The sequence below is a fragment of the Olleya sp. ITB9 genome, assembly GCF_001315805.1.
GTDB lineage: Bacteria > Bacteroidota > Bacteroidia > Flavobacteriales > Flavobacteriaceae > Olleya > Olleya sediminilitoris.
In genome coordinates, this window is sequence record NZ_BCBW01000001.1 from 24,588 (window position 1) to 48,171 (window position 23,584).

The following is a 23,584-nucleotide window of genomic DNA, read 5'->3' on the forward strand; positions in this document are numbered from 1 at the left end:
CATCCATTGCATTTTATAGATGTCATTCTTCCAATTCCTTTACAAAATCGCTTTACGTATAGTATAACGCAAGCAGAAAGTGGTTTTTTAAAGGAAGGAATGCGTGTTTCCATCCCTTTCGGGAAATCCAAAATTTACACAGGTATTGTAGCAGCAATACACCAAACCAAACCATTAATATACGATGCTAAGCAAATACATCAAATATTAGATGACACACCAATTGTAACTCAAAAACAATTGCAATTGTGGCAATGGATTGCAAAATACTATATGTGTACAGAAGGTGAAGTCATGCGTGCAGCTTTACCTAATGCTTTTTTGCTTGAAAGCGAAACTATTATTAGTAAAAACAATGCTAATCAATTAAATGAAACCGAGTTAAAAGACGACGAATATTTAATTTACGAAGCATTGCAACATCAATCTTCACTTAAGATTCAAGATATATCTAATATATTAGATAAAAAAAATGTGCTTCCTGTAGTAAAACGTTTGGTAGAAAAGGAAGCTATAATTTTAAACGAAGAAATTTACGATAAGTATAAACCTAAATACGTTAGATACGTAAAATTAACCCAAGCTTATACTTCCCAAGATAGTTTAAATCAGTTATTAGAAAACTTAAGTAGCAGAGCCACAAAACAACGCGATGTTATTTTAACTTTATTTTCAATAGCAGCAAAAACTAAAAATCCTGTAAAAGTAGCTGAATTAGTTACAGAAAGTAATGCAACATCCTCTACAATAAAAACATTGATAGATAAAGGTATTTTAGAAGATTATCATATACAAACAGATCGTGTGGTTTATGAAGGCGAAGACAATGAAGCCTTAAAACAATTAAACCAGTATCAAACCGAAGCTTTGCACCAAATACAGCAAAGTTTTAAAACCCAAAATGTGGTTTTACTTCATGGTATTACTTCTTCAGGTAAAACCGAAGTCTACGTAAAACTAATAGAACAAGCTTTATTAAATAATCAACAAGTATTGTACTTATTGCCAGAGATAGCTTTAACCACACAATTAGTGACTAGGTTACAAAATTATTTTGGAGAGCAAGTGGCTGTGTTTCATAGTAAATACTCGGCTCATGAGCGTGTTGAGGTCTATAATCAAGTGCTTAGTAATTCCGCGAAAGCGAAAATAGTTTTAGGTGCTAGATCATCTATATTTTTACCATTTAGTGATTTAGGATTGATAATTGTGGATGAAGAACACGAGTCTTCCTTTAAACAATTTGATCCTGCTCCAAGATATCATGCACGTGATGCTGCAGTAGTTTTAGCTTCAATATTTAAAGCTAAAACGTTGTTAGGTAGTGCAACACCAAGTATTGAAAGTTACCATAACGCACAACAAAAAAAATATGGTTTAGTAAACATCAATAGACGCTATAATAACGTCCAATTACCAGATATAGAATTGGTAGATATTAAGGATAAGCAAAAGCGTAAAAAGATGAAAGGTCATTTTTCGGATAGATTAATTGAAGAAATGAATGAAGCCATTAAAGAAGGGCATCAAATTATATTATTTCAAAATAGAAGAGGATATTCTCCAATTGTAGAGTGTAACACTTGTGGTCATTCTCCGCAATGTCCTAACTGTGACGTAAGTTTAACGTATCATCAATATCGTAAACAATTGCGTTGTCATTATTGTGGCTATAATAGTGCAATGTTAATTAAGTGTATGGCTTGTGGAACACCTGGATTAGATACTAAAGGTTTTGGTACAGAACAAATAGAAGCTGAGGTTAAACACATTTTTCCTGATCTTAAAGTGGGTCGTATGGATTTAGATACTACACGTGGTAAATTTGGTTACGAAAAAATAATTACAGCTTTTGAACAAAAAGAAATTGATGTTTTAGTTGGGACACAAATGTTAACTAAAGGTCTTGATTTTAGAAACGTAAAATTGGTTGGTATAATGAATGCCGACAATATGTTGAATTTTCCAGACTTTAGAGCTCATGAACGTAGTTTTCAGTTAATGCTTCAAGTGTCAGGAAGAGCAGGACGTACAGAAAAACGAGGAAAAGTATTAATACAAACCTATAATCCGTATCACAAAATATTACAACAAGTCTCAACTAATGATTATGTTGGTATGTTTAAAGAACAGTTGGAAGAGCGTTATAACTATAAATATCCACCATTTTACAGATTAGTAAAAATCACACTAAAACATCGTGATTATAATAAAGTAGATATGTCTGCAGACTGGTTGGCAAAATCATTAACGCAATTGTTTAAACATAATGTGTTAGGACCAGAGTTTCCTCCAATTTCAAGAATTAGAAATCAATATCATAAAAATATTTTAATTAAAATACCTCAAGGACAACCTTTAGGGAAAACAAAAGAAGCCATTAAAAAGGTACAAACGTCTTTTGAAGCTATTGGTAATTTTAAAGGTGTCAGGATTGTGGTAAATGTAGATAATTACTAAACAAAAAAAAGCCTACTTGAATAAGTAGGCTTTTTTTAGGGCTTATATTTTGTTAGTTAAATACTATTTAAAGCATCAACTAATTGTGTTTTTTTGTTTCGGCTTAAAGGTATTTCATAGGCACCAACTTCAACATTTTTACTATTAAATCTATCTACTTTGTCAAGGTTGACAATATAAGATTTATGGATTCTTAAAAACTTACCTTCAGGTAATTCGTGTTCAAATGCTTTCATTGTAGATAAAACAACAAGACTTGTATCTTCGGTCACTAACTTAACATAATCACCAAGTGCTTCAATCCATTTAATGTCTCTAATGTATACTTTACGTTTTTTTAGGTTACTTTTAACAAAAATATGCTCGCCTTCTTCTTGGTTAAAATCAAGTTTAAGTTTGTGTTGCTCTACAGCTTTATCAACCGCTTGACTAAAACGTTCTCTAGTAATTGGTTTTTGTAAATAGTCAGTAGCATCATAGTTAAAAGCTTTAAATGCATATTCTGTTTTACCTGTAACAAAAACAATCTGAGGTTTATTATTTAATACATCTAATAACTCAAAACCATTAAGTACTGGCATTTCTATATCTAAAAATATAAGATCAACCTTGTGTGTGTTTAATCCATTTTTAGTCTCTAAAGCACTGCTGTATTCCGCAATTAGATTTAGATGATTGTTATTTTCAATTAGCTTTACAATAGATAGTCTTTGTATTGCTGAATCATCAACTACTACACAATTTAATATCATAGTATATTTTTTAATAGGTTAATTTATCGACAATAGTACAAAAAATCCGGATTAAAACCAAAAAACATCGCTTAAATGTAAAAATTAACATTTTATTTATCATCTGTTGAATGTTATTTACTGATATGGATAAAAAACAATTTGTGAGATTAAATAAAAAGAAGTATTTTTGCACTCATTTTTAACACAAATAAATTAGATTTTTATGAATCATTATGAAACTGTTTTCATCTTAAATCCCGTTTTATCTGAGACACAGATAAAGGAAACAGTAAAGAAATACGAAGATTTTCTTGTTTCTAGAGGAGCTAAGATGGTATCAAAAGAAGATTGGGGACTTAAAAAGTTAGCTTACCCAATTCAAAACAAAAAAAGTGGATTTTATCACTTATTTGAGTACCAAGTAGAAGGAGAAGTAATTAATCCTTTAGAAGTAGAGTTTAGACGTGATGAGCGTTTTATGCGTTACTTAACTGTTGCAATGGACAAACATGCTGTATCATGGGCAGAACGTAGAAGAGTTAAATTAAAACAAAAAGCGTAATCATGGCAAGTATAGATCAACAAGCAAAAGGAAAAAAAGAAGGAGAAATCAGATATCTTACTCCTTTAAATATTGAAACTAACAAGAATAAAAAATATTGTCGTTTCAAAAAGTCTGGAATCAAGTACGTAGATTACAAAGATGCAGATTGGTTATTAGGTTTTGTTAACGAGCAAGGTAAAATTTTACCTAGACGTTTAACAGGTACCTCTTTAAAGTATCAAAGAAAAGTGTCTGTAGCTGTAAAAAGAGCACGTCATTTAGCTTTAATGCCTTACGTAGCAGATTTATTAAAATAAAAATAGCATAACAATGGAACTTATATTAAAACAAGACGTTGAGAATTTAGGATTTAAAGACGATGTTGTAACGGTTAAGAACGGTTATGGTAGAAACTTTTTAATCCCTACAGGACATGCAGTTTTAGCAACTAACTCTGCTAAAAAAGCATTAGAAGAAACTTTAAAGCAACGTGCTTTTAAAGAAGCTAAAGAAGTTGAAGAAGCTAATAAAGTTGCTGAAACTATCAAAGCTTTAGAAATTAAAATACCTGCTAAAGTTGGACAAGGAGACAAATTATTTGGATCTGTTAACAACATTGATGTAGCAGAAGCTTTAGCTAAAGAAGGTCAAAGTATAGATAAAAAATTCATTTCTGTAACTACAGTAAAACGTTTAGGTAAGTATACTGCTGCTGTACGTTTACATAGATCAGTAAATGTTGATTTAGAATTTGACGTTGTTGCACAAGCATAATTTTTAATTTGTTAACAAAAAGTTAATAAATTACATCTAAATATTAAAGCTACTCATATCGAGTAGCTTTTTTTTGTGTTAATTTTGTAAGATATTATGCACGCATAATATGTTTATAACATAACACACAACAACATGAAAAAATTACAATTAACTATTACTTTATTGTTATTCGCAGTTATGAGTTTTGCTCAAGTTACTACGTCTAATATCAAAGGTTTAGTCACAGACGACTCAAATGTCACCTTATTTGGTGCTAACATTGTCGCTGTACATGGTCCAACAGGTACTAAGTATGGTGCAATTAGTAATGTAGACGGTAGGTATAACCTATTAAATCTTAGGGTTGGAGGACCTTATACGGTTACTATTTCTTACGTTGGATTTACAGATAAAACTTTTGAGAATATTTATTTAACTTTAGGTAAAACAGCAAACCTAGATGCAACAATGAATACTAGCGAAGAGGCGTTAGATGAAGTTGTAGTTACAGGCTCATCTTCAGGTACTTTTGGTAGTGATAGGACAGGAGCAGAAACTAGTGTTGGAAGAAGAGAATTAACAACATTACCTACAATTTCAAGATCAGCTTCTGACTTTACAAGATTAGAGCCATCAGCTTCAGGAAACTCTTTTGGAGGAAGAAACGATCAGTTTAACAATTTTACTCTAGATGGAGCAGTATTTAATAATCCATTTGGATTAGATGCTGCAACTCCAGGTGGACAAACAGACTCTCAGCCAATTTCTTTAGATGCAATTGACCAAATTCAAGTGTCATTAGCACCTTATGATGTTACCTTGTCTGGGTTTACAGGTGCTGCTGTAAATGCAGTTACTAAAAGTGGTACTAATGAGTTTCATGGTACAGTTTACGGTTTTACTAGAAACGAAGATATGACTGGAGGAAAGATAAAGGGAGAAGATGTTTTTCAATCTGACTTAAAACAAAACCAATATGGTGTAAGTTTAGGTGGACCAATTATAAAAAACAAATTATTTTTCTTTGCAAACTTTGAAAAAGATGAACGTTCTGATTTAGGTACAAACGGTTTTGCTCCTAATAGAGGCACAGGTGCTATTAATGAAACTCGTGTTTTAGAGTCTGATTTAATAACTGTTCAAAATGGGTTAGCTAGTATTGGATATGATACCGGAAGATATGAGGGTTTTAATTACGATTCTAACTCTACTAAAGGAATATTTAAATTAGATTGGAATATTAGTGACAATCATCGTTTAGCTGTAATTTACAATTTTTTAAATGCGTCTAAAGAAAAACCTGCACATCCATCTGCTTTAGGATTTAGGGGACCAAGTTTTGCTACCTTACAATTTGAAAACTCAGGTTATGAAATTAATAATAATATAAATTCAGTTCAATTAGAATTAAATTCAACATTATCAAGTCGTATTACTAATAAATTACAAGTTGGATATACTCATTTTGATGATTTTAGAAACCCTTTATCGTCTCCAATGCCTGCTTTTAGAATATTAGATGGAGCAGGAACCAACTATATTGTTGCAGGGCATGAACCCTTTTCAATTAATAATAAATTAGACCAAAAGGTTTTACAATTTTCTAATAATTTAAATTACATTAAAGGAGATCACACATTTACAGCTGGAGTGTCTTATGAAAAATTTGAATTTGATAATTCATTTAACCTAGGTGCTTATGGTTATGGTTTTGGACCAGGTCAATACCCTGAGTATCCAGATGGTGGTTATGTAGGTGCTTTTTATGGTGATTTTGCTGATATTGAAGCATTTAACACGGCTATTTCTAGCGGTATGCTAGCAGATGCTATGGCTAATGCGCAAAATGTTTATGATACAAATACAAATAATGACAGTTGGGCTTTAGCAGAAACTAATGTTGGTCAATTTGCTTTTTATTTACAAGACGAATGGAATGTTACTGATAATTTCAAATTAACTTATGGAGTAAGATTTGATAAACCATTGTTCTTTGATTCTTCTACAAAAGCTCAAGAGGTAATTGATAGAGCATGTTGTTATTCTCCAGATATAGAGTATATTAATCCTAATACAGGAGAAGGCGTATTTTTAGATAATACTAAAATGCCTTCTAATAAATTTTTAATTTCACCAAGAATAGGTTTTAATTATGATGTGGAAGGAGATAATAGTTTTCAAGTCCGTGGAGGAACAGGTTTATTTACAGGGCGTTTACCATTTGTTTGGTTAGGTAACCAAATTGCTAACCCAGAAGTTTTCTTTTACCAGATGGTGGATCCTGATTTTAAATTCCCACAAGTATGGAGAACTAATATTGGTGCTGATTATAGATTTGATAATGGTATTGTTGCTACGGGAGATATTTCTTACACAAAAGATATTAATGGAGCACACGTACAAAATTGGGGATTACGTAATCCATCTGGTACTTTAGGTGCACCAGGTGATAATAGACCTGTTTATACAGATGCAGATATAATTAATAATGCCTATGTATTTACAAATTCTGATAAAGGACGTATTTGGAACTTTACTGCTAAAGCTCAAAAAACATTTGATAACGGATTGTATACTAGTTTGGCTTATAATTATTTGAATTCAAAAGACGTTAACTCAATTGAGGCAGAAATTACAGGAGATGCATTTGCTTTTAATCCTGTAGTTGGTAATGCAAATGATGATGTATTATCCTATTCTAAATATGGTGATACACACCGTTTTATTGGTGTTGCTAGTAAAAAGTTTACCTATGGAGATGACAAATGGTCAACTACAATTTCTACTTTTTTCGAGTACGCTCAAGGTGGACGTTTTAATTACACTTACGGAGGAGATTTAAATGGAGATGGTTCGGCATTAAATGATTTATTATATGTTCCAACTGCTTCAGAATTACAAAATATGCAATTTTCAGGAGCTGGTCAAGCAGAAGCTTATGAAGCGTTTATCCAACAAGATGATTACTTAAGTGAGCGTCGTGGTGATTACGTAGAGCGTTACGGAGCTTTAGCACCTTGGAGAGGTCGTTGGGATCTTAAATTATTGCAAGATTATAATTTTAATGTTGGTGGAGGTAAAACAAATACAATTCAATTAAGCTTAGATGTTTTAAACATTGGAAATTTAATAAATAGTGAATGGGGAGTTGTACAACAACCAACATCTGTTCAACCTGTAGGTGTAGATGTTGATGATTCAGGAGTACCAACATATACATTTACTGGAGTTACTGAAACTTTTTCATATGATACAAGTTTATTATCAAGATGGCAAGCACAATTTGGAGTTAGATATATTTTCTAACATTTAAATAGACAGATTTTATAAATAAAAAAGCGGATAATTCTAATTTTAGAATCATCCGCTTTTTCTTTAGTAAGAATTTAAGCTTATAATTGGCTTACAATTTCTTTCTTATATTTTTTAAGTAATGCTCTAGTCATACCTAAGTTTGCCTTGTCAGAATCAACAGCTAAGTAAATAAAATACTCACCGTTTTCAGATACATCAATAATGTGTATTTGACTGTTAAGTGTAATTAAAATATCTTGGATGTTAGCATCAAGATCTAAAGCTTTAATTGCATTTTTCTTAGCTTTAACAACCTCAAGGTTAAAAGCAGATGCGATTTCAGGATCAAAAGTAGGAGAGTTAGAGTGTGATACATAACATACACCAGAGCTAACCTCTGTTACAGATACAGCAATGTAACCTGGTACATTTGATTTAATATCCTCTGTGAATTGTTCTAGAAAGTTTGACATAATTGATTTGTGGTTTATTTATTAATATTTAATGAATTCATTTGTTTAAGTAGTAGTCCAAAACGCGAGATGTTATCGGACGCTAATAAAATTAAATTATCAGAGTCTAATTTATTAACAACCACAAAGTTTTCTTCAGACCTAGCTATTAACTGATTTAGATTACTACCTGTAATATCTTTAAGTAAGTCATTACACATAGCAAAACTTGTTTCAGTCATTAGTGCTAAATTATTAGAATGTTCAGTGTTAATAGAGTCTATTACATTACCGTCTTTATCAGCAAGTATAGCAGTAATAGCTCCAGTATCTTGAAGTAATTGTTGTAGGTTAATCATATTTAAATTTGGTGATAAGGTCGCAATGTAGTATTTTATTACATTTTGCAAAGTTAAATTATTACTAAATACTACACATATAGATTAAGTGTTTGTTTTTAGCGATTAAAAGCAGGTTTCGAATAGGGTAAATATGCTTTTTAATCACACATAAATAGGAGTTTAGCTAAATATTATTTAAAATTGCAAATTCAAAACTATAACCCAAGTTTAAAATATGAGCTTAAAAGAAAAATCTAGAGAAGAATTAGTAGACATCTTAGAAAACAGAAAAAAAAAATTTGAGGCAAATAAAACAGGGCTAAAAAACTATAAGGAAGAGGTAATACAAACTATAACTGAAGAAGCTGATCCAGTAATTGAAGCGATAGAAGTTGCCGAAGTACCTGTTGCTGAAATTTTAGAAATTGAAAACCAAGACATCGTTTTTGAAAAGGTGAAAGTGGATCAAGAGGTGAAACCGGATGAAGTTGAGAGTAAAATTGAAACAGAAACAGATAAAATTGACAGCGATTCTAAAGCTTCAGGGTTTGATCCAACAGCATCAGGTGCTAATAAAACATACAACGCACGTATGAAAAGCGGTTATTTTGGAAGAAGAAGACGATAAACAATACAGATAGTCATTACATAAAATAATTCTATTGATATTTAAAATCTAGAATTGCAGACTATATAAAACTACAATATATTATGTAAATTTGCGCTCCTTTTAAGGAGCGCATTTTTTTTTAATCATTTGTTACAAAATCTATTTTAAATGAAATTATTTTATCGCTTTCGCGGAAATCAGGCCATCAAACAGTTAATTTTATTAGTGTTTTTAATAAGCGTAGTGTCTTGTAAGGATGCAAAAGAAGATGTATCTAACACTACCGAAACTAATACTGAAACAAAAGCACAAACAGAAAAGCAATCAGTATTAATTGAAACTTTTAAATATAATCCAAAAGACGATCTAATTATAAGTGTACATCGTGGAGGTAAAGGTTTAAAGCACTATCCAGAAAACTGTCTAGAAACTTTAAAATATGTCAATGACAGCATACCTGCAATTTATGAGATTGACGTCGCACAAACCAGAGATAATGTATTAGTCTTAATGCACGATAACACTCTTGAGCGTACAACAACAGGAACAGATAGATTAAACAAATATACTTATGAAGAGCTTCAAGCCTTTAATTTAGTTGATGATTATGGTAATGAGACTACATTTAAAATTCCAACATTAAAAGAGGTTTTACTTTGGGCCAAACAAAATAATGTAGTGTTAACTTTAGACAAAAAACGTAGTGTATCTTTTGATGCAATTGTAGCATTAGTAAAGCAGGTTGAAGCAGAAGATGTTTCAATACTTATAACTTATGATATCAAGCAAGCAACAGAAGCTTACGCATTAGCACCAAATTTAATGTTATCGGTTTCAGCTAGAAATCAAAAAGAATTAGATTGGTTATTACATTCAAAAATACCAACACAAAATATGCTGGCTTTTACAGGTACAAAATTATCACCAAACCAGTTTTATAAAACCGTACAATCGCATGGTATAAAAACAATGTTAGGGACTTTAGGTAACCTTGATAAACAAGCCAAAGCTAAAGGAGAAGTACCTTACAAAGTTTGGAGAGATAAAGGTATAGATTTGTTTGCAACAGACAGACCATTTGACGTTGCAAAAGCATTAAATATAACAAAGTAACATAATGAAGTATTCAAGACTTACAAAAGAACAATTTGAAGAATTGCATCAAGAATTTATAAATTTTTTAGCCACACAATCTATCACAGCAGAGGAGTGGGCCACTATTAAAACAAAACAACCAGAAGTAGCAGAGCAAGAATTAGATGTTTTTAGTGACTTGGTTTGGGAAGGTGTTTTAAAATCAGTTAAATATGTCGAGCAAATATCAGCTCAAAATATACATCTTTTTAGTTTTAAAGAAGATCATATGCACGTTATTGGTATTAAAATAGATGGACCAATAGATGTGACCACAAAAGATGGATTTAATTGGCTTCGTGAGAATTTAATGGATGAAACCGTAACTTTTACACAAGGTAAAAAAGACTATTCTAAAGATAAAAACTTAGATAAATTTAAGTTAATCCAATCAGGAAGCGCTATTACAAAAGGCGAACTGTATGAGTATATGAATACGTTAATTAACTAAATCAATTTTAATAAAAGCAATACTATTGTTTTTCCTTGTAAAAGTAAACAAAGACAACAGTATTATATATTTTTGTATTGTTAGTATTTTAAATACTATTAAAGTAAAAAGTAATCATTAAAAACATTTCTGCTTTCGCAGGAAATATTATGGCACAAAAACCAAGCATACCAAAAGGAACAAGAGATTTTAATCCAGAACAAGTAGCAAAGCGTAATTATATTTTTAGTACTATAAAGTCTAAATTTCAACGTTTTGGGTTTCAACCAATCGAAACACCTAGTTTTGAAAACTCTGATACTTTAATGGGTAAATATGGAGAAGAAGGTGACCGTTTGATTTTTAAAATTTTGAATAGTGGTGATTATTTAAATCCAAAAAAAGGAGCTGTTTCTCAAGAAGATTACATAAAAAGAGATAGTAATTTGTTAACGAAGCAAATCTCTGAAAAAGCATTGCGTTACGACTTAACAGTGCCTTTTGCAAGATACGTTGTACAACACCAAAACGAAATAGATTTTCCTTTTAAACGTTACCAAATGCAGCCCGTTTGGCGTGCAGATAGACCACAAAAAGGACGTTTTAGAGAGTTTTACCAATGTGATGCAGATGTTGTAGGTAGCGATAGTTTATGGCAAGAAGTTGAGTTTGTACAATTGTATGACGAGGTGTTTACAGCCTTAAAACTTGAAGGAGCAACCATTAAAATTAACAATCGTAAAATATTATCTGGTATTGCAGAAGTTATTGGTGCCAGTGATAAATTAATAGATTTTACTGTTGCTTTAGATAAGTTAGATAAAATAGGTGAAGCTAAAGTCAAAGAAGAAATGCTTAGTAAAGGTATCTCTGAAGAAGGTATAATTAAGCTTCAACCATTATTTACATTATCAGGAGATTTTGGGTCTCAAATCGATAGCCTAAAAACGATATTGTCAACTTCTGAAGAAGGACAAAAAGGTATTGAAGAGTTAGATTTTATTAATAATGCAATTGAAATTTTAGGTCTAAAATCGGCTAAATTACAATTAGATGTTACTTTAGCTAGAGGTTTAAATTATTATACAGGCGCTATTTTTGAGGTTTCAGCACCAGAAGGTGTTGCTATGGGATCCATTGGTGGAGGTGGTCGTTATGATGACTTAACTGGTATTTTTGGTCTTAAAAATGTAAGTGGAGTAGGTATTAGTTTTGGATTAGATCGTATTTATTTAGTTTTAGAAGAGTTAGGTTTGTTTCCTGAAACAGTCACAAAATCTACCGAAGTCTTATTTATAAATTTTGGTGAAAAAGAATCGTTATTTAGCTTAAAAGCAATAAAAGCTTTAAGAGAACAAAATATTAATGCCGAGTTATATCCGGATAATGCTAAAATGAAAAAGCAAATGAATTATGCTAATAAGCGTAATATTCCGTTTGTTGTATTAGTAGGAGAAGAGGAATTGAAAAATAATCAATTCACTTTAAAAAATATGATTTCTGGTAATCAAGATAAAATTGATTTACAGACTATGATTTCTAGACTAAAATAAACACATTTAATATATGACTATCCAACAACTACCTGGACAATATCAAATTGAAGGTAGTAATCAGGATGATAATAGTTCAGGTTACAAAGGTGTTTTAGACTTACAGTTGGATGAAAATAACAGAGTTAAAGCTAAATGGCTAATTAATAATAATCAAGAGCAGTTTGGAACCGGTTTTTTTAAACATAACATCTTAGTTATTAATTTTAATTATAAAGGAGCAGATAATGTTATTTACAAAGGCGTTGTAGTTTACAAATGTGTAACCAATGATATATTAGAAGGTTTTTGGTCAGAAAAGCATGGTAATCCATTGTATTTAGGAGAAGAACGTTGCTTTAGAATTAAAAAAATGCCAATACCAATCAATTAGCTTGTATCGTTTTTCTTAAAATTTTCTGGATATCTAAATTGTCTTTTTGCGGAATTAAATAATATTCTAATTCTTCTTGATTATTAATTTGTTCTGTTTTATCAATAAATCCATAACCTTGATATGTGCTATCTTTTATAAGTATAAAACCCTCTTCGTTGGTGTGTCTACCTTTTTGTTTGATAACCATATCCTTTTTTGAATTAATTGTAAACTGTATCGCAGAATTTACCCTAAGGTTATAAGCCTCTATAGATTCATTAGCATCACAAATTCCTTTACAAGTTTTTATTTTGTAATGTGAGCATTGTGTAACACCATCTTGTAAGTGACAAAACTTGGGGCACAATTCAAAATCATTACAAAGTTTTTCTAAGTATGATCTACATTCTGCAATATTAGAAAAGGTTTCAATTGGGTTAGGTGTTGCTTTAAAAGTGTTATATGCTAAGTGTTTTATACCTTGTCTATCTTCATAACTAAAAATTGAAAATGCTTTAGGTGTGCGTTTAGAGACTATATTAAATTCTGGGTAATGTTCTTTTATAGCTGCATCTTCCATTAATAAAGCAATTAGTTCTGTTCCAGAAAGTTCAAAGTCTATATCAGAGGTGTTTCGGCATAGGTCTAAAGACTTTTGAGCTTTACTGTAAAAGTGGCTTAAAACACGTTTTTTGATGTCTTTAGCTTTGCCAATATAAATAATTTTTCCTTTTTTGTTTTTAAAGTAATATATACCAGCTTTATTGGGTAAATTATTAAAAACAGATGTCGGTAAGTTGGAAGGTAATGTCGCTTCTTTGGAAGATTTCTTTAAAAAATCATTAAACACGGTTTCAGAGTCTTGCTGATTAAGTAGTAATTCAAATAAAATAACCGTTGCTTCTGCATCTCCACGTGCTCTGTGTCTGTCTTCAATATTTATATCTAAATCGTTACAAAGTTTACCTAAGCTATAAGATTTGTGACCTGGTAAAAGTTTTCGTGATAGTCTTACAGTACATAATTTTTTTCGATTAAAATCTATGTCTATATCTTTAAATTCGTTTCTAATAACATTATAATCAAAATTGACATTATGGGCTACAAAAATGGTGTCTGAGGTTATTGCCAAAACATCTTCTGCAATCTCTTTAAATGTAGGTGCATTGGCTACAGTACCATTGTCAATTCCTGTTAGTGTTGTGATGTAAACAGGTATAAAAACCTCTGGATTTACCAAAGAAGTAAATTCATCTACAATTTTATTTCCATCGTATTTAAATACTGAAATTTCAGTAATCTTATTAGTTGGACCACTAGTTTCTACATCAATAATAGTATACATCATTTTATACTTTTTTCTAATGCTTTTAACTCAATACCTAACTGATTAAACATGTTAAGTATACTACTTATTTTTAATTCTTCTTGACTGTACTCTTGTGTGTTAATACTGCAGGTAAACTCCCATATTTCCAATACTTCGTTAATTGAAATACTGTATTCTTGATAGTTTGTATTGTCAGATATTAATGTTAAAGTTTGGTTTGCGTCAATGTTATTTTGGACGCGTTTATAAACCATACCATCATTGATGGTTACTAATACATATGTGCGACCACTTTTAATCTCGTTACTATCTTCTATAAAACGACCAATAACAAACGATCCGTCTTTCATGGGTAACATAGAGTCTCCTTTGATAGGAAATGCGCGATGTTTTCCGGTAGGTAAAAAGGGGAGTTTCATTTTTTGTAACTGCTCAATATATTCTGGGTCATCATAACCTGATAAATATCCAGCAGAGGCTTTTACAGGAACAATTTCAATTAAGTCATCATTTGCATCATCTACTGTAATAGGAAACAGTATACGTTGCTCATTTAACTGAATAAACGTTGTTGCATTACTTTTTGATAAGTCATACTTTAATAGTAAATCTATAGTGATTTTGAAATGTTTTGATAAAGAAATTAAAAACTCTATGGTTGGAGCAGATCTTTTTTCTTCATACGACCCAATTCGAGATCTTGACACATTAAGTATTTCTGCTAAATCTTGTTGAGATAGATTTTTAAGACCTCTTAAGTGTTTTATGTTTGTAGCGATGTAATTCATTATGCTACAAATATAGGTAAGAATAACTTGTATTTGTAGTTTTTATTTAAGTCAACGTTAGTTATTTTTCAAAATAAAACATTATGACTTGATCTTTAGTGTTTTAAAAAACTGAAAGATATTTTTTTAAATACTATAAAAGTTAAGTGTTCTGATTTACAATCCAAACGTATTCACAATCGTATGCAAAAGAAGTTGCATACATTAATATTAAGCATAAAAAAACGGTTTAGAAGACTAAACCGTTGATTTTTAATGTGTAAATTTTGTAGCGAGAACGAGATTTGAACTCGTGACCTCCGGGTTATGAATCCGACGCTCTAACCAACTGAGCTACCTCGCCATAATTTTGAGAGTGCAAATATATAAAGAATATTGAATGTGGCAAATAAAATTTCAAATAAAAATTTTTATTTCAATTTTTTTCTAAACTTATTAATTAATGTATATATTGGACAAATAATAATAGACAAGAATACAATTAAATGGAAGATAAAATAAAGTACGAGATGGAATTTGTAGTACATGCTTCTCCATCATTACTATACCAATATATATCAACACCTTCTGGATTATCTGAATGGTTTGCAGATAATGTAAACTCTCGTGGAGAATTATTCAAATTTATTTGGGACGGTTCTGAAGAGCAGGCTAAATTAATTACGAAAAAATCTGGAGAACGTATTAAATTTAAGTGGTTGGTAGATGAAGATGATTCATATTACTTTGAAATAAAAATTCAAGTAGACGAAATAACTAAAGATGTTTCAATTATTATCACTGATTTTGCAGAGGAAGATGAGGTAGAAGAAGCAAAAATGCTTTGGACCAATCAAATCTCAGACTTAAAACAAGTGATAGGTTCTGCTTAAAAATACATTCAATTAAAGTATATTTGTCCCATTGAAAAATGGGACTTTTTTTATGATAAATTTTAACGGAACACTTCAAGATAATAACGTAGTAATATCTAACACAAATCGTGGTTACTCTTATGGTGATGGACTTTTTGAAACCATCAAAGCTGTACATGGTAAGCTATTGTTTTTTGAAGATCATTATTTTAGACTAATGGCTTCAATGCGTATTTTACGTATGAAAATACCAATGAGTTTTACAATGGAATTTTTTGAAGAAGAAATAAAAAACACCCTTGAAGCTAATGGTCTACTTAGTAAATCTGCAAGAGTTAAAATTCAAATCGATAGAGTAGAAGGTGGTTTATACTTACCAAAATCTGATGGTGTAAACTATATTATAGATGTTAACGCTTTAGATGAAGATTTTTACTTGCTAAATGATAATAAATATGAAGTCGATTTATATAAAGATCATTACTTGTCACCAAGTTTGTTGTCTACTTTAAAGTCTAGTAATAAGGCTATTAATGTCATAGGTAGTATTTATGCTAAAGAAAACAGACTAGATAACTGTTTACTGATTAACACTAATAAAAGTGTTGTAGAGGCTTTAAATGGAAACCTGTTTTTGGTCAAAGGACAAACCATAAAAACGCCACCATTATCTGATGGTTGTTTAAAAGGAATTTTAAGACAACAATTATTAGAAATTATCAAACTAATACCAGAATATACTTTAGAAGAAGCTTCAATATCTCCTTTTGAGTTACAAAAGGCAGATGAACTGTTTACAACTAACGTTATTAAAGGAATACAGCCAATTACTAAATACCGTAAAAAAATCTTTACAAATAAAGTTGCTAAAATGCTACTACAAAAGTTAAATGTAAAAGTTAGATTAGGTTAGTTGTAACTTGGGTTTTCTGGAGCATTAGACCAAATAGAGTAATCTTCACCAAGTTCAATCATTTTTTCTTTCCAAAAGGTTTCATAGCTTTTTTCAATGATATTCTTTTTGTAAGTATTTTTGGTAACAACCCATGCATTAGATTTTAATTCGGTCTCAAGTTGGTTACTATCCCAACCAGAGTATCCTAAAAAGAATTTAATATCATTTGCTGTAATTTGATTATTTGCAATTAAATCTGCAACAATATTAAAATCTCCTCCCCAAAATATACCTAAAGATATTTCCACACTATTTGGTATTAGGTCAGGACGTTTGTGTATAAAGTAAAGATTGTCTTGTTCAACAGGTCCACCATTATAGACATCAAAAGAGGCATCTATTTGTGGTATCAAGTCGCTTATCGAGTAATTTAAAGGCTTATTTAAAATAAAACCAATAGCGCCTTCTTTATTATAATCTGTTAGAAGTACTATTGATCTATTAAATGATATATCTCCAATAATTGAAGGTTCAGCAATTAATAAGTCACCCTTTTTTGGTTTGGTTGTAGTCATTGTAAAAGGATTAGGTTATTTAAATGTAGTATTTTTTTGGTTAAAAAACAATTATTATCAATTATATCAAATAAAAAAAGCCTTCATATTGAAGGCTTTTTTGAAAATATTTTAAGCAAAGGTTTAGTTTACAGCGTTTGCTAAATCAGAACCAGCTTTAAACTTAACTACGTTTTTAGCTTTTATTTTGATAGTTTTTCCAGTCTGAGGATTTCTTCCGTCTCTAGCAGCTCTTTTAGATACTGACCAAGAACCAAATCCTACTAATGAAACTCTATTACCCTTTTGTAAAGATCCTTCAATTTCGATTAACGCACATTCTAAAGCTTTCTTTGCAGCTGCTTTAGTAATTCCTGCGTGTTCTGCCATAGCATCGATTAAATCTGTTTTGTTCATAATTTTAATTTTAATTATTAATAAATAGTTGATTAAACACTTTTTTGTTAAATCCTTTACAAATTTATACGGATTATGCTACTATGCAAGTAATAGCAAGGGAAAAGCATGTATTTGTTAATAACTTTAGTCATTTGTTAATAAACAAGGTGTGTTTTTGTTAATTTATTGTAACATCAATGGTGATAAGGGTTTACAGCATTTTTGCTTGCTGGTCAAATTGGTAACCATTTAAAAGTGATTTGATATCCATGTTACGTTTTCCTGGTAATTTAATGTCTAATATATTTATAAAACCCTCTTTTACAGCAACCTTAAGTGTGGACTTGTCACTTATAATTGTCCCAATATTAAGATTGTGTGATTCTATTTGTTTTTCGGCTTTATAAATTTTAACATCCAATTGGTCGTCATTGTTATGTAATTTACACCAAGCTGCAGGATATGGGCTTAATCCACGTATCTTATTATATATATTGTCTATAGTATCTGTAAAATCTATTTTACAGTTGTCTTTATTTAGTTTGTATGCAGTTTTACTTATTGCATCTTCTGGTTGTGGTGTAGTTTTGACCTCTCCAGTTTCAATTAATTTAATAGTTTCAATCACAAGACTACTACCAATATACATTAATTTGTCATGAAGGCTTCCTGCGTTTTCATTTGGATTAATATCTAACTCCTGTTGTAAAATCATTTCACCAGTATCAATTTTTTCATCAATAAAAAAAGTAGATACGCCTGTTTTTGTTTCACCATTAATAATAGCCCAATTAATTGGTGCTGCACCACGATAATTAGGTAATAAAGAGGCATGAAGATTAAACGTTCCATGTTTAGGCATTGCCCATACAACTTTAGGTAACATCCTAAAGGCTACAATAATTTGTAAGTCGGCGTTTAAAGCTTTTAACTGTTCTAAAAAAGTTTCACTTTTAAGATTTGTAGGTTGTAAAATAGTTAGATCTTTTGATTTTGCAAATACTTTTACAGCAGATTCGTTTAGTTTACGTCCTCGTCCAGCAGGTCTGTCTGGTGCAGTAATCACACCAACGACATTATAGTTATGTTCTAAAATGGTTTTTAAAGTGGTCACCGCAAAATCTGGTGTTCCCATAAAAACAATTTTTAAGTCCTTTTTCATAAATGTTTTAATTTGTAACTATTAGTTTTTGTAATTTCAATAGTATTGTCTTCCAATAATATTTTTATTGTAGCTTTAATTTGTGCTTCTGTAAAAGGTAAAGCTGTAAATAAAGCTTTTGATGTTTTTGCACCAAATTCTAAATTGGTAATTATACCATGTTTTACTGTTTTAATGTCTGTTTTTGGTTTCGCTTTCGCGGAAATACAAACACTACAAATTCCGCATTTGTCAACGTCTTTTTCACCAAAATAGGTTAATAATTGAAAGCTTTTGCAAATTTGGTCATTATTAACGTAATCTAAAACAGCTTTTACTTGTTTTTGTTTTAGTAAGTTTTGCTGTTTAATAATAGTAGCAACACGGTTTATTGTTTTTTCGTCTTCACGAGGTTCAATAAAAGTGATTTGAGCATCAGTTTTATTAATGTTTAAGGTTATAATTTGATCTTTTTCTAACTGTGTCAAAACCGAAATTAGTTTTTGTTCTTGCACATTAGCTTTTTCGGCAATTAGGCTACTATTTATTTTGGTGCTATGTTCAAAAATCCCACCATAGGTTCTTAAAATAGATTTAGTAATAATTTCAAAACTTTTATGTGTTTCTAAATATCTAAATAACGTATTGCTTGACACTGTAAACTGTACTTCAATACGTTTATTAAACTGTTTGCTTAAAGTTATAATACTTGTATTGTTAAGTATGTTTAGTGTGTTGTAAGTCGTTACAGTGTTAAACTTATAGGTTTTACAAAAGTCATTAAAATTAAAATCAAAAGTTTGATAGGTGCCTTCACCATATGAGATTTGAAAATAACTACACAATTTACGGTATACCAATTTAGTGAAGTCCACAGTTGGTAATACATTTAAAAACTGTTTGTTTAATGCGTTATCATCATTTTTGTTTTTAAGTATAACAGCATAAGCCTTAGTCTCATCACGACCTGCACGTCCAGCTTCTTGAAAATAGCTTTCAATACTATCCGGAAGGTTAATGTGTATAACGGTTTTAACATCAGACTTGTCAATACCCATTCCAAAAGCATTTGTAGCAACCATAACTTGTTTTTTACCTAAAAGCCAATCATTTAAATGTTGATCTTTAAGCGTGTTATTTAAGCCTCCATGATAATAAGTGCTAGTTATGTTTTTTTGTTCTAAATATTGAGTGATTTCAAGAGACAAGCGTCTGTTTCTAACATAAATTATGGATGGTTGTTTGTTTTTATTTAATATGGCTTCAAGTCTAAAGTATTTGTCTTCTTCTTCAAAAACCATATAAGCTATGTTTGGTCTGTAAAAAGATTGCTTAAATACTTTAGGGCTAATAAAATCTAATTCGGTTTTAATATCCTCGATAACTTCGGGAGTAGCACTTGCTGTTAACGCAATAACATTAACCGTAGGATGTAACTGACGTAAAATAGTTATGTTTTTGTAAGCAGGTCTAAAGTCATTTCCCCATTGACTAATACAATGGGCTTCATCTACAGCAATAAGGTTAACATTCATTTGTCTTATACGATCTTGAACTAATTCTTGTTGCAAGCGTTCTGGCGACAAATACAAAAACTTATAATTACCATAAATACAATTATCCAATAGAGTGTCTATATCTTTGCTGGATATTCCGCTAGTTAAAGCAATTGCTTTAACGCCTTTTTTTTGTAGCGCTTTAACCTGATCTTTCATTAAAGCGACTAAAGGCGAAATAACAATACATATTCCTTCTTTAGCTAAAGCAGGAACTTGGAAACACACACTTTTTCCTCCACCAGTTGGTAGTAAGGCAAAAGTGTCTTCATTAGCAATAACAGCATTAATAATATCTTCTTGAAGTGGTCTAAAGGCTGTAAATTTCCAATAACGTTCTAATATGTTAATTGGATGTTTCATTTACAAAGCTTTAACGACATCTAAAATATGTTGCGCTCTAGTTTCGATACTTTCAAAAGGCACATCTTGCAGATTGTAATCGTATTTTTGATACGTTTCTAATAGATTTTGGTGTATTATTTTGGCTTGTTCAAAACTTTCGTAACGTACAGCGTCACTTTTATATATTTCTTGCCAAGGTGCTAAAATAAAAACATAATCATAAGTGTTTTCTTGACATGACTTTACAAAGTTTTCTGGATAGTCTTCTTTTGCATATTCCATGTATGCCACAACGTCAGGTATACCTCTATCTAAAAATACAAACTCATTAGTGCTATTTGTAGCATCAATATATTGTTGCTCGCGACCTTTAAGTAACAACTCGCTAAATAATAAAGGTTGAGTTAAAAACATTTGATCAATGCCTTTTTCTCTAGCTTCCAGCGTTACTTGACGCGAAATCTCTTCATAACATGTGTAACCACGTTTGTTTAACTCGTTAATAATTGCCGATTTTCCTGTACTTGGGCCTCCTGTAATGACTATCTTTTTTGCTTTCAATTGAAAAAAATTTATTGGTAAAAATCCGAAATAAATTCATTAAAAAAAAATCTAAACAAAATGGTATATTTGTTGCTTATTAAATAGCTATGAATAAGACACCAAATCCAGAAGAATTTTACGCAAAATTAAAAGAACAATTACAAGATACTGCGCTTTGGCCAAATGAGTATTTGTATAAATTTATAGTGTTATCTGATTTACAGAAAATAGCAGAAGTAGAAGCCATTTTTGATAACATGGGAGCAGTTATTAAAACTAAAGAATCTAGTAATGGTAAATACACCAGTGTATCTATTAACGTTAGAATGAAAAATCCTGATCACGTTATTGAAAAGTACCTTGAAGTTACAGAAAAAGTAGAAGGCGTGATAAGTCTTTAATTTTTTTTTGTATTTTGCACAAGCATTATAAAAACTTCAATGCACACTTATAAATTCTACACTTTTTTATTTTGATAGACGACATAGAGTATAACACAGAGCGTGAACATTTAATTATTCCAGAATATGGTCGCCATATTCAAAAAATGATTAATCATGCTAAAGCACAAGACACTAAAGAAGAGCGCAACAAATTAGCAAAATCAATAATTGCAGTAATGGGTAACATGCAACCGCATTTGCGTGATGTACCAGATTTCCAGCACAAACTTTGGGATCAATTATTTATCATGTCTAATTTTGAGTTAGATGCTGATTCGCCATATGGAGCACCTTCTAAAGAAGAATTATCAGAACGACCTCAACCTTTAAAATATCCTCAGAATTTTCCTAAATATCGTTTTTATGGTAATAATATAAAAACAATGATTGATGTTGCCAAAACATGGGAAGAAGGTGAAATGAAAGAAGCTTTGACATATACCATTGCCAATCACATGAAAAAGTGCTTTTTAAATTGGAACAAAGACACTGTTGAAGATAAAGTGATTTTTGACCACTTATTTGAACTATCAAATGGTGAAATTAATCTTAAAAACTCTGAAGAAGATTTGACTGATTCTTCTAGATTAATGAAAGCATCAAGCGGAAAAAAATACTCCAATAACAATAATAAAAAAGGAGGTCACAAAAAAAATAATAATCAAAACCGAAACCGAAAAAGATACTAATCACATTTATGGGAACATTTAAAATTGAAGGTGGTCACCAACTAAAAGGAAACATACAACCTCAAGGTGCCAAAAATGAAGCGTTACAAATATTATGTGCAGTTTTATTAACTCCAGAAAAAGTAACCATAAATAACATACCTGATATTATTGATATTAATAAGCTAATATCACTTTTAAGTAACTTAGGGGTTAAGGTTGAAAAATTATCAGAAAGTACATACTCTTTTCAAGCGGACGATTTAAATTTAGAATATTTAGAATCTGCTCAGTTTAAAAAAGAAGGTAGTTCTTTAAGAGGGTCTATTATGATTGTTGGACCTTTATTAGCACGTTTTGGTAAAGGGTACATTCCAAAACCTGGAGGTGATAAAATTGGACGTCGTCGTTTGGATACTCACTTTGAGGGTTTTATAAATTTAGGAGCAAAGTTTAGATATAATCGTGAAGATTATTTTTATGGTGTAGAAGCCGATAAATTAATTGGTACAGATATGCTTTTAGATGAAGCTTCTGTAACAGGAACAGCAAACATTGTAATGGCTGCTGTATTAGCAGAAGGTACAACTACTATATACAATGCAGCTTGTGAGCCTTATTTACAGCAACTATGTAAGATGCTGAATAGAATGGGAGCAAAAATTTCGGGTGTTGGATCTAATTTACTAACTATTGAAGGTGTTGATAGTTTAGGTGGAACAGAGCATACTATGTTACCTGATATGATTGAAATTGGTAGTTGGATAGGTTTAGCTGCTATGACAAAATCTGAACTTACAATTAAAAATGTAAGTTGGGACGATTTAGGACAAATACCAGATGTGTTTAGAAAATTAGGTATTACTGTTGAGCGTAAAGGAGATGATATTTACATTCCTGCTCATAAAGATGGTTACCAAATACAAAATTATATTGATGGTTCTATTTTAACTATTGCAGATGCACCTTGGCCAGGATTTACTCCAGACTTATTAAGTATTGTTTTGGTTGTAGCTACACAAGCAAAAGGTGAAGTTTTAGTGCATCAAAAAATGTTTGAAAGTCGTCTGTTTTTTGTGGATAAATTAATTGACATGGGAGCAAAAATTATACTTTGCGATCCACACAGAGCCACAGTAATGGGACATGATTTTAAATCACAATTAAAGGCAACAACAATGGTATCTCCAGATATTAGAGCAGGTATATCGTTATTAATTGCTGCATTATCTGCAAAAGGAACTTCTACAATACACAACATCGAGCAAATTGATAGAGGTTATCAAAAAATTGTAGAACGTTTACAAGCTATTGGAGCCAAAATAGAACGTATAGAAGGAAATTAAAATTAAATAAAAAGACATAAAAAAANAGTATTGAAGTCTTTATGCTTTCATTTGTTTAT

Annotated in this window: 25 protein-coding genes and 1 tRNA gene; 15 read left to right on the top strand and 11 right to left on the bottom strand. The window is 30.8% G+C overall.

What is annotated here, in order from left to right:
- Positions 1–6 precede the first annotated feature (6 nt).
- On the top strand, positions 7–2,460 hold the full coding sequence (priA, locus tag ITB9_RS00125) for a primosomal protein N' (protein ID WP_054850637.1): 2,454 nt from the start codon (positions 7–9) through the stop codon (positions 2,458–2,460).
- A gap of 56 nt (positions 2,461–2,516) precedes the next feature.
- Here priA and ITB9_RS00130 read toward each other — a convergent pair whose 3' ends face one another.
- A complete protein-coding gene (locus ITB9_RS00130; protein WP_028291328.1) occupies positions 2,517–3,212 on the bottom strand; it encodes a LytTR family DNA-binding domain-containing protein in 696 nt (231 codons plus the stop codon).
- Positions 3,213–3,417: 205 nt separating this feature from the next.
- On the opposite strand from ITB9_RS00130, the gene rpsF reads away from it, so the two are divergent.
- The 4 genes from rpsF (at position 3,418) to ITB9_RS00150 (ending at position 7,800) form a co-directional block, all read left to right on the top strand.
- A complete protein-coding gene (rpsF, locus tag ITB9_RS00135; protein ID WP_054850638.1) occupies positions 3,418–3,756 on the top strand; it encodes a 30S ribosomal protein S6 in 339 nt (112 codons plus the stop codon).
- A gap of 2 nt (positions 3,757–3,758) precedes the next feature.
- Positions 3,759–4,055, top strand: coding sequence for a 30S ribosomal protein S18 (gene rpsR, locus ITB9_RS00140; RefSeq protein ID WP_028291330.1), 297 nt, complete (start codon positions 3,759–3,761; stop codon positions 4,053–4,055).
- Between the two features lie 13 nt (positions 4,056–4,068).
- Positions 4,069–4,512: a 50S ribosomal protein L9 gene (rplI, locus tag ITB9_RS00145; RefSeq protein WP_054850639.1), complete on the top strand. Its 444-nt coding sequence runs from the start codon at positions 4,069–4,071 to the stop codon at positions 4,510–4,512.
- 135 nt (positions 4,513–4,647) lie between these two features.
- On the top strand, positions 4,648–7,800 hold the full coding sequence (locus ITB9_RS00150) for a carboxypeptidase regulatory-like domain-containing protein (protein ID WP_054850640.1): 3,153 nt from the start codon (positions 4,648–4,650) through the stop codon (positions 7,798–7,800).
- An 86-nt stretch (positions 7,801–7,886) separates the two neighbouring features.
- Here ITB9_RS00150 and ITB9_RS00155 read toward each other — a convergent pair whose 3' ends face one another.
- Both ITB9_RS00155 and ITB9_RS00160 read right to left on the bottom strand, forming a co-directional pair.
- Positions 7,887–8,261, bottom strand: a complete 375-nt coding sequence (locus ITB9_RS00155) for a hypothetical protein (protein WP_028291333.1) — start codon at positions 8,259–8,261, stop codon at positions 7,887–7,889.
- A 14-nt stretch (positions 8,262–8,275) separates the two neighbouring features.
- Positions 8,276–8,599 carry a roadblock/LC7 domain-containing protein gene (locus ITB9_RS00160; protein ID WP_028607086.1) on the bottom strand — a complete coding sequence of 108 codons (324 nt, stop codon included), beginning with the start codon at positions 8,597–8,599 and terminating at the stop codon, positions 8,276–8,278.
- A 217-nt stretch (positions 8,600–8,816) separates the two neighbouring features.
- On the opposite strand from ITB9_RS00160, the gene ITB9_RS00165 reads away from it, so the two are divergent.
- From ITB9_RS00165 to ITB9_RS00185, 5 genes are all read left to right on the top strand, one after another.
- Positions 8,817–9,209: a hypothetical protein gene (locus ITB9_RS00165; protein WP_054850641.1), complete on the top strand. Its 393-nt coding sequence runs from the start codon at positions 8,817–8,819 to the stop codon at positions 9,207–9,209.
- Positions 9,210–9,359: 150 nt separating this feature from the next.
- Entirely contained in the window at positions 9,360–10,304 is a 945-nt protein-coding gene (locus ITB9_RS00170; protein ID WP_148638287.1) for a glycerophosphodiester phosphodiesterase family protein, read from the top strand.
- Between the two features lie 4 nt (positions 10,305–10,308).
- The gene (locus ITB9_RS00175) at positions 10,309–10,776 is read left to right on the top strand and encodes a DUF6495 family protein (RefSeq protein ID WP_054850642.1); all 468 of its coding nucleotides are present in this window, start codon (positions 10,309–10,311) and stop codon (positions 10,774–10,776) included.
- Positions 10,777–10,925: 149 nt separating this feature from the next.
- A complete protein-coding gene (hisS, locus tag ITB9_RS00180; RefSeq protein ID WP_054850643.1) occupies positions 10,926–12,308 on the top strand; it encodes a histidine--tRNA ligase in 1,383 nt (460 codons plus the stop codon).
- A gap of 13 nt (positions 12,309–12,321) precedes the next feature.
- Positions 12,322–12,681, top strand: a complete 360-nt coding sequence (locus tag ITB9_RS00185) for a hypothetical protein (RefSeq protein WP_054850644.1) — start codon at positions 12,322–12,324, stop codon at positions 12,679–12,681.
- Here ITB9_RS00185 and ITB9_RS00190 read toward each other — a convergent pair.
- From ITB9_RS00190 to ITB9_RS00200, 3 genes are all read right to left on the bottom strand, one after another.
- Positions 12,674–14,011 carry an exonuclease domain-containing protein gene (locus ITB9_RS00190; protein WP_054850645.1) on the bottom strand — a complete coding sequence of 446 codons (1,338 nt, stop codon included), beginning with the start codon at positions 14,009–14,011 and terminating at the stop codon, positions 12,674–12,676. The two genes, ITB9_RS00185 and ITB9_RS00190, sit on opposite strands and share 8 nt — an antisense overlap.
- A complete protein-coding gene (locus ITB9_RS00195) occupies positions 14,008–14,781 on the bottom strand; it encodes a LexA family transcriptional regulator (RefSeq protein WP_054850646.1) in 774 nt (257 codons plus the stop codon). The genes ITB9_RS00190 and ITB9_RS00195 overlap by 4 nt, the downstream gene beginning before the upstream one ends.
- 269 nt (positions 14,782–15,050) lie before the next feature.
- Positions 15,051–15,124: transfer RNA gene (locus ITB9_RS00200), tRNA-Met, on the bottom strand.
- Between the two features lie 142 nt (positions 15,125–15,266).
- On the opposite strand from ITB9_RS00200, the gene ITB9_RS00205 reads away from it, so the two are divergent.
- Together ITB9_RS00205 and ITB9_RS00210 are read left to right on the top strand one after the other, a co-directional pair.
- A complete protein-coding gene (locus ITB9_RS00205) occupies positions 15,267–15,653 on the top strand; it encodes an START-like domain-containing protein (protein WP_028291342.1) in 387 nt (128 codons plus the stop codon).
- 52 nt (positions 15,654–15,705) lie between these two features.
- Positions 15,706–16,548 (top strand): aminotransferase class IV, encoded by an 843-nt coding sequence (locus ITB9_RS00210; RefSeq protein WP_054850647.1) that lies wholly within the window; start codon positions 15,706–15,708, stop codon positions 16,546–16,548.
- Here the strand turns inward: ITB9_RS00210 and ITB9_RS00215 are convergent.
- From ITB9_RS00215 to ITB9_RS00235, 5 genes are all read right to left on the bottom strand, one after another.
- Positions 16,545–17,105, bottom strand: a complete 561-nt coding sequence (locus ITB9_RS00215; protein WP_054850648.1) for a YqgE/AlgH family protein — start codon at positions 17,103–17,105, stop codon at positions 16,545–16,547. The genes ITB9_RS00210 and ITB9_RS00215 overlap by 4 nt on opposite strands.
- Positions 17,106–17,228: 123 nt before the next feature.
- A complete protein-coding gene (locus ITB9_RS00220; RefSeq protein WP_028281811.1) occupies positions 17,229–17,501 on the bottom strand; it encodes an HU family DNA-binding protein in 273 nt (90 codons plus the stop codon).
- A 193-nt stretch (positions 17,502–17,694) separates the two neighbouring features.
- A complete protein-coding gene (fmt, locus tag ITB9_RS00225; protein ID WP_054850649.1) occupies positions 17,695–18,645 on the bottom strand; it encodes a methionyl-tRNA formyltransferase in 951 nt (316 codons plus the stop codon).
- Positions 18,642–20,543, bottom strand: a complete 1,902-nt coding sequence (locus ITB9_RS00230) for an ATP-dependent DNA helicase RecQ (RefSeq protein WP_054850650.1) — start codon at positions 20,541–20,543, stop codon at positions 18,642–18,644. The genes fmt and ITB9_RS00230 overlap by 4 nt, the downstream gene beginning before the upstream one ends.
- The gene (locus tag ITB9_RS00235) at positions 20,544–21,086 is read right to left on the bottom strand and encodes an AAA family ATPase (protein ID WP_054850651.1); all 543 of its coding nucleotides are present in this window, start codon (positions 21,084–21,086) and stop codon (positions 20,544–20,546) included.
- Between the two features lie 89 nt (positions 21,087–21,175).
- Between ITB9_RS00235 and ITB9_RS00240 the strand changes: the two genes are divergently transcribed.
- The 3 genes from ITB9_RS00240 to murA all read left to right on the top strand — a co-directional run bounded on the left by ITB9_RS00240 (position 21,176) and on the right by murA (position 23,525).
- Positions 21,176–21,469: a DUF493 family protein gene (locus ITB9_RS00240; protein ID WP_028291348.1), complete on the top strand. Its 294-nt coding sequence runs from the start codon at positions 21,176–21,178 to the stop codon at positions 21,467–21,469.
- 71 nt (positions 21,470–21,540) lie between these two features.
- Positions 21,541–22,200 carry a DUF4290 domain-containing protein gene (locus tag ITB9_RS00245; protein WP_054850652.1) on the top strand — a complete coding sequence of 220 codons (660 nt, stop codon included), beginning with the start codon at positions 21,541–21,543 and terminating at the stop codon, positions 22,198–22,200.
- A gap of 8 nt (positions 22,201–22,208) precedes the next feature.
- Positions 22,209–23,525 (top strand): UDP-N-acetylglucosamine 1-carboxyvinyltransferase, encoded by a 1,317-nt coding sequence (murA, locus tag ITB9_RS00250; RefSeq protein WP_028291350.1) that lies wholly within the window; start codon positions 22,209–22,211, stop codon positions 23,523–23,525.
- The last annotated feature ends 59 nt before the right edge of the window (positions 23,526–23,584 follow it).

What these genes read in the sequence shown, in the direction of transcription:
- ITB9_RS00130 (WP_028291328.1), bottom strand. Translation starts at nt 3,212, where the DNA reads ATGATATTAAATTGTGTAGTAGTTGATGATTCAGCAATACAAAGACTA.
- rpsF (WP_054850638.1), top strand. Translation starts at nt 3,418, where the DNA reads ATGAATCATTATGAAACTGTTTTCATCTTAAATCCCGTTTTATCTGAG.
- rpsR (WP_028291330.1), top strand. Translation starts at nt 3,759, where the DNA reads ATGGCAAGTATAGATCAACAAGCAAAAGGAAAAAAAGAAGGAGAAATC.
- rplI (WP_054850639.1), top strand. Translation starts at nt 4,069, where the DNA reads ATGGAACTTATATTAAAACAAGACGTTGAGAATTTAGGATTTAAAGAC.
- ITB9_RS00150 (WP_054850640.1), top strand. Translation starts at nt 4,648, where the DNA reads ATGAAAAAATTACAATTAACTATTACTTTATTGTTATTCGCAGTTATG.
- ITB9_RS00155 (WP_028291333.1), bottom strand. Translation starts at nt 8,261, where the DNA reads ATGTCAAACTTTCTAGAACAATTCACAGAGGATATTAAATCAAATGTA.
- ITB9_RS00160 (WP_028607086.1), bottom strand. Translation starts at nt 8,599, where the DNA reads ATGATTAACCTACAACAATTACTTCAAGATACTGGAGCTATTACTGCT.
- ITB9_RS00165 (WP_054850641.1), top strand. Translation starts at nt 8,817, where the DNA reads ATGAGCTTAAAAGAAAAATCTAGAGAAGAATTAGTAGACATCTTAGAA.
- ITB9_RS00170 (WP_148638287.1), top strand. Translation starts at nt 9,360, where the DNA reads ATGAAATTATTTTATCGCTTTCGCGGAAATCAGGCCATCAAACAGTTA.
- ITB9_RS00175 (WP_054850642.1), top strand. Translation starts at nt 10,309, where the DNA reads ATGAAGTATTCAAGACTTACAAAAGAACAATTTGAAGAATTGCATCAA.
- hisS (WP_054850643.1), top strand. Translation starts at nt 10,926, where the DNA reads ATGGCACAAAAACCAAGCATACCAAAAGGAACAAGAGATTTTAATCCA.
- ITB9_RS00185 (WP_054850644.1), top strand. Translation starts at nt 12,322, where the DNA reads ATGACTATCCAACAACTACCTGGACAATATCAAATTGAAGGTAGTAAT.
- ITB9_RS00190 (WP_054850645.1), bottom strand. Translation starts at nt 14,011, where the DNA reads ATGATGTATACTATTATTGATGTAGAAACTAGTGGTCCAACTAATAAG.
- ITB9_RS00195 (WP_054850646.1), bottom strand. Translation starts at nt 14,781, where the DNA reads ATGAATTACATCGCTACAAACATAAAACACTTAAGAGGTCTTAAAAAT.
- ITB9_RS00205 (WP_028291342.1), top strand. Translation starts at nt 15,267, where the DNA reads ATGGAAGATAAAATAAAGTACGAGATGGAATTTGTAGTACATGCTTCT.
- ITB9_RS00210 (WP_054850647.1), top strand. Translation starts at nt 15,706, where the DNA reads ATGATAAATTTTAACGGAACACTTCAAGATAATAACGTAGTAATATCT.
- ITB9_RS00215 (WP_054850648.1), bottom strand. Translation starts at nt 17,105, where the DNA reads ATGACTACAACCAAACCAAAAAAGGGTGACTTATTAATTGCTGAACCT.
- ITB9_RS00220 (WP_028281811.1), bottom strand. Translation starts at nt 17,501, where the DNA reads ATGAACAAAACAGATTTAATCGATGCTATGGCAGAACACGCAGGAATT.
- fmt (WP_054850649.1), bottom strand. Translation starts at nt 18,645, where the DNA reads ATGAAAAAGGACTTAAAAATTGTTTTTATGGGAACACCAGATTTTGCG.
- ITB9_RS00230 (WP_054850650.1), bottom strand. Translation starts at nt 20,543, where the DNA reads ATGAAACATCCAATTAACATATTAGAACGTTATTGGAAATTTACAGCC.
- ITB9_RS00240 (WP_028291348.1), top strand. Translation starts at nt 21,176, where the DNA reads ATGAATAAGACACCAAATCCAGAAGAATTTTACGCAAAATTAAAAGAA.
- murA (WP_028291350.1), top strand. Translation starts at nt 22,209, where the DNA reads ATGGGAACATTTAAAATTGAAGGTGGTCACCAACTAAAAGGAAACATA.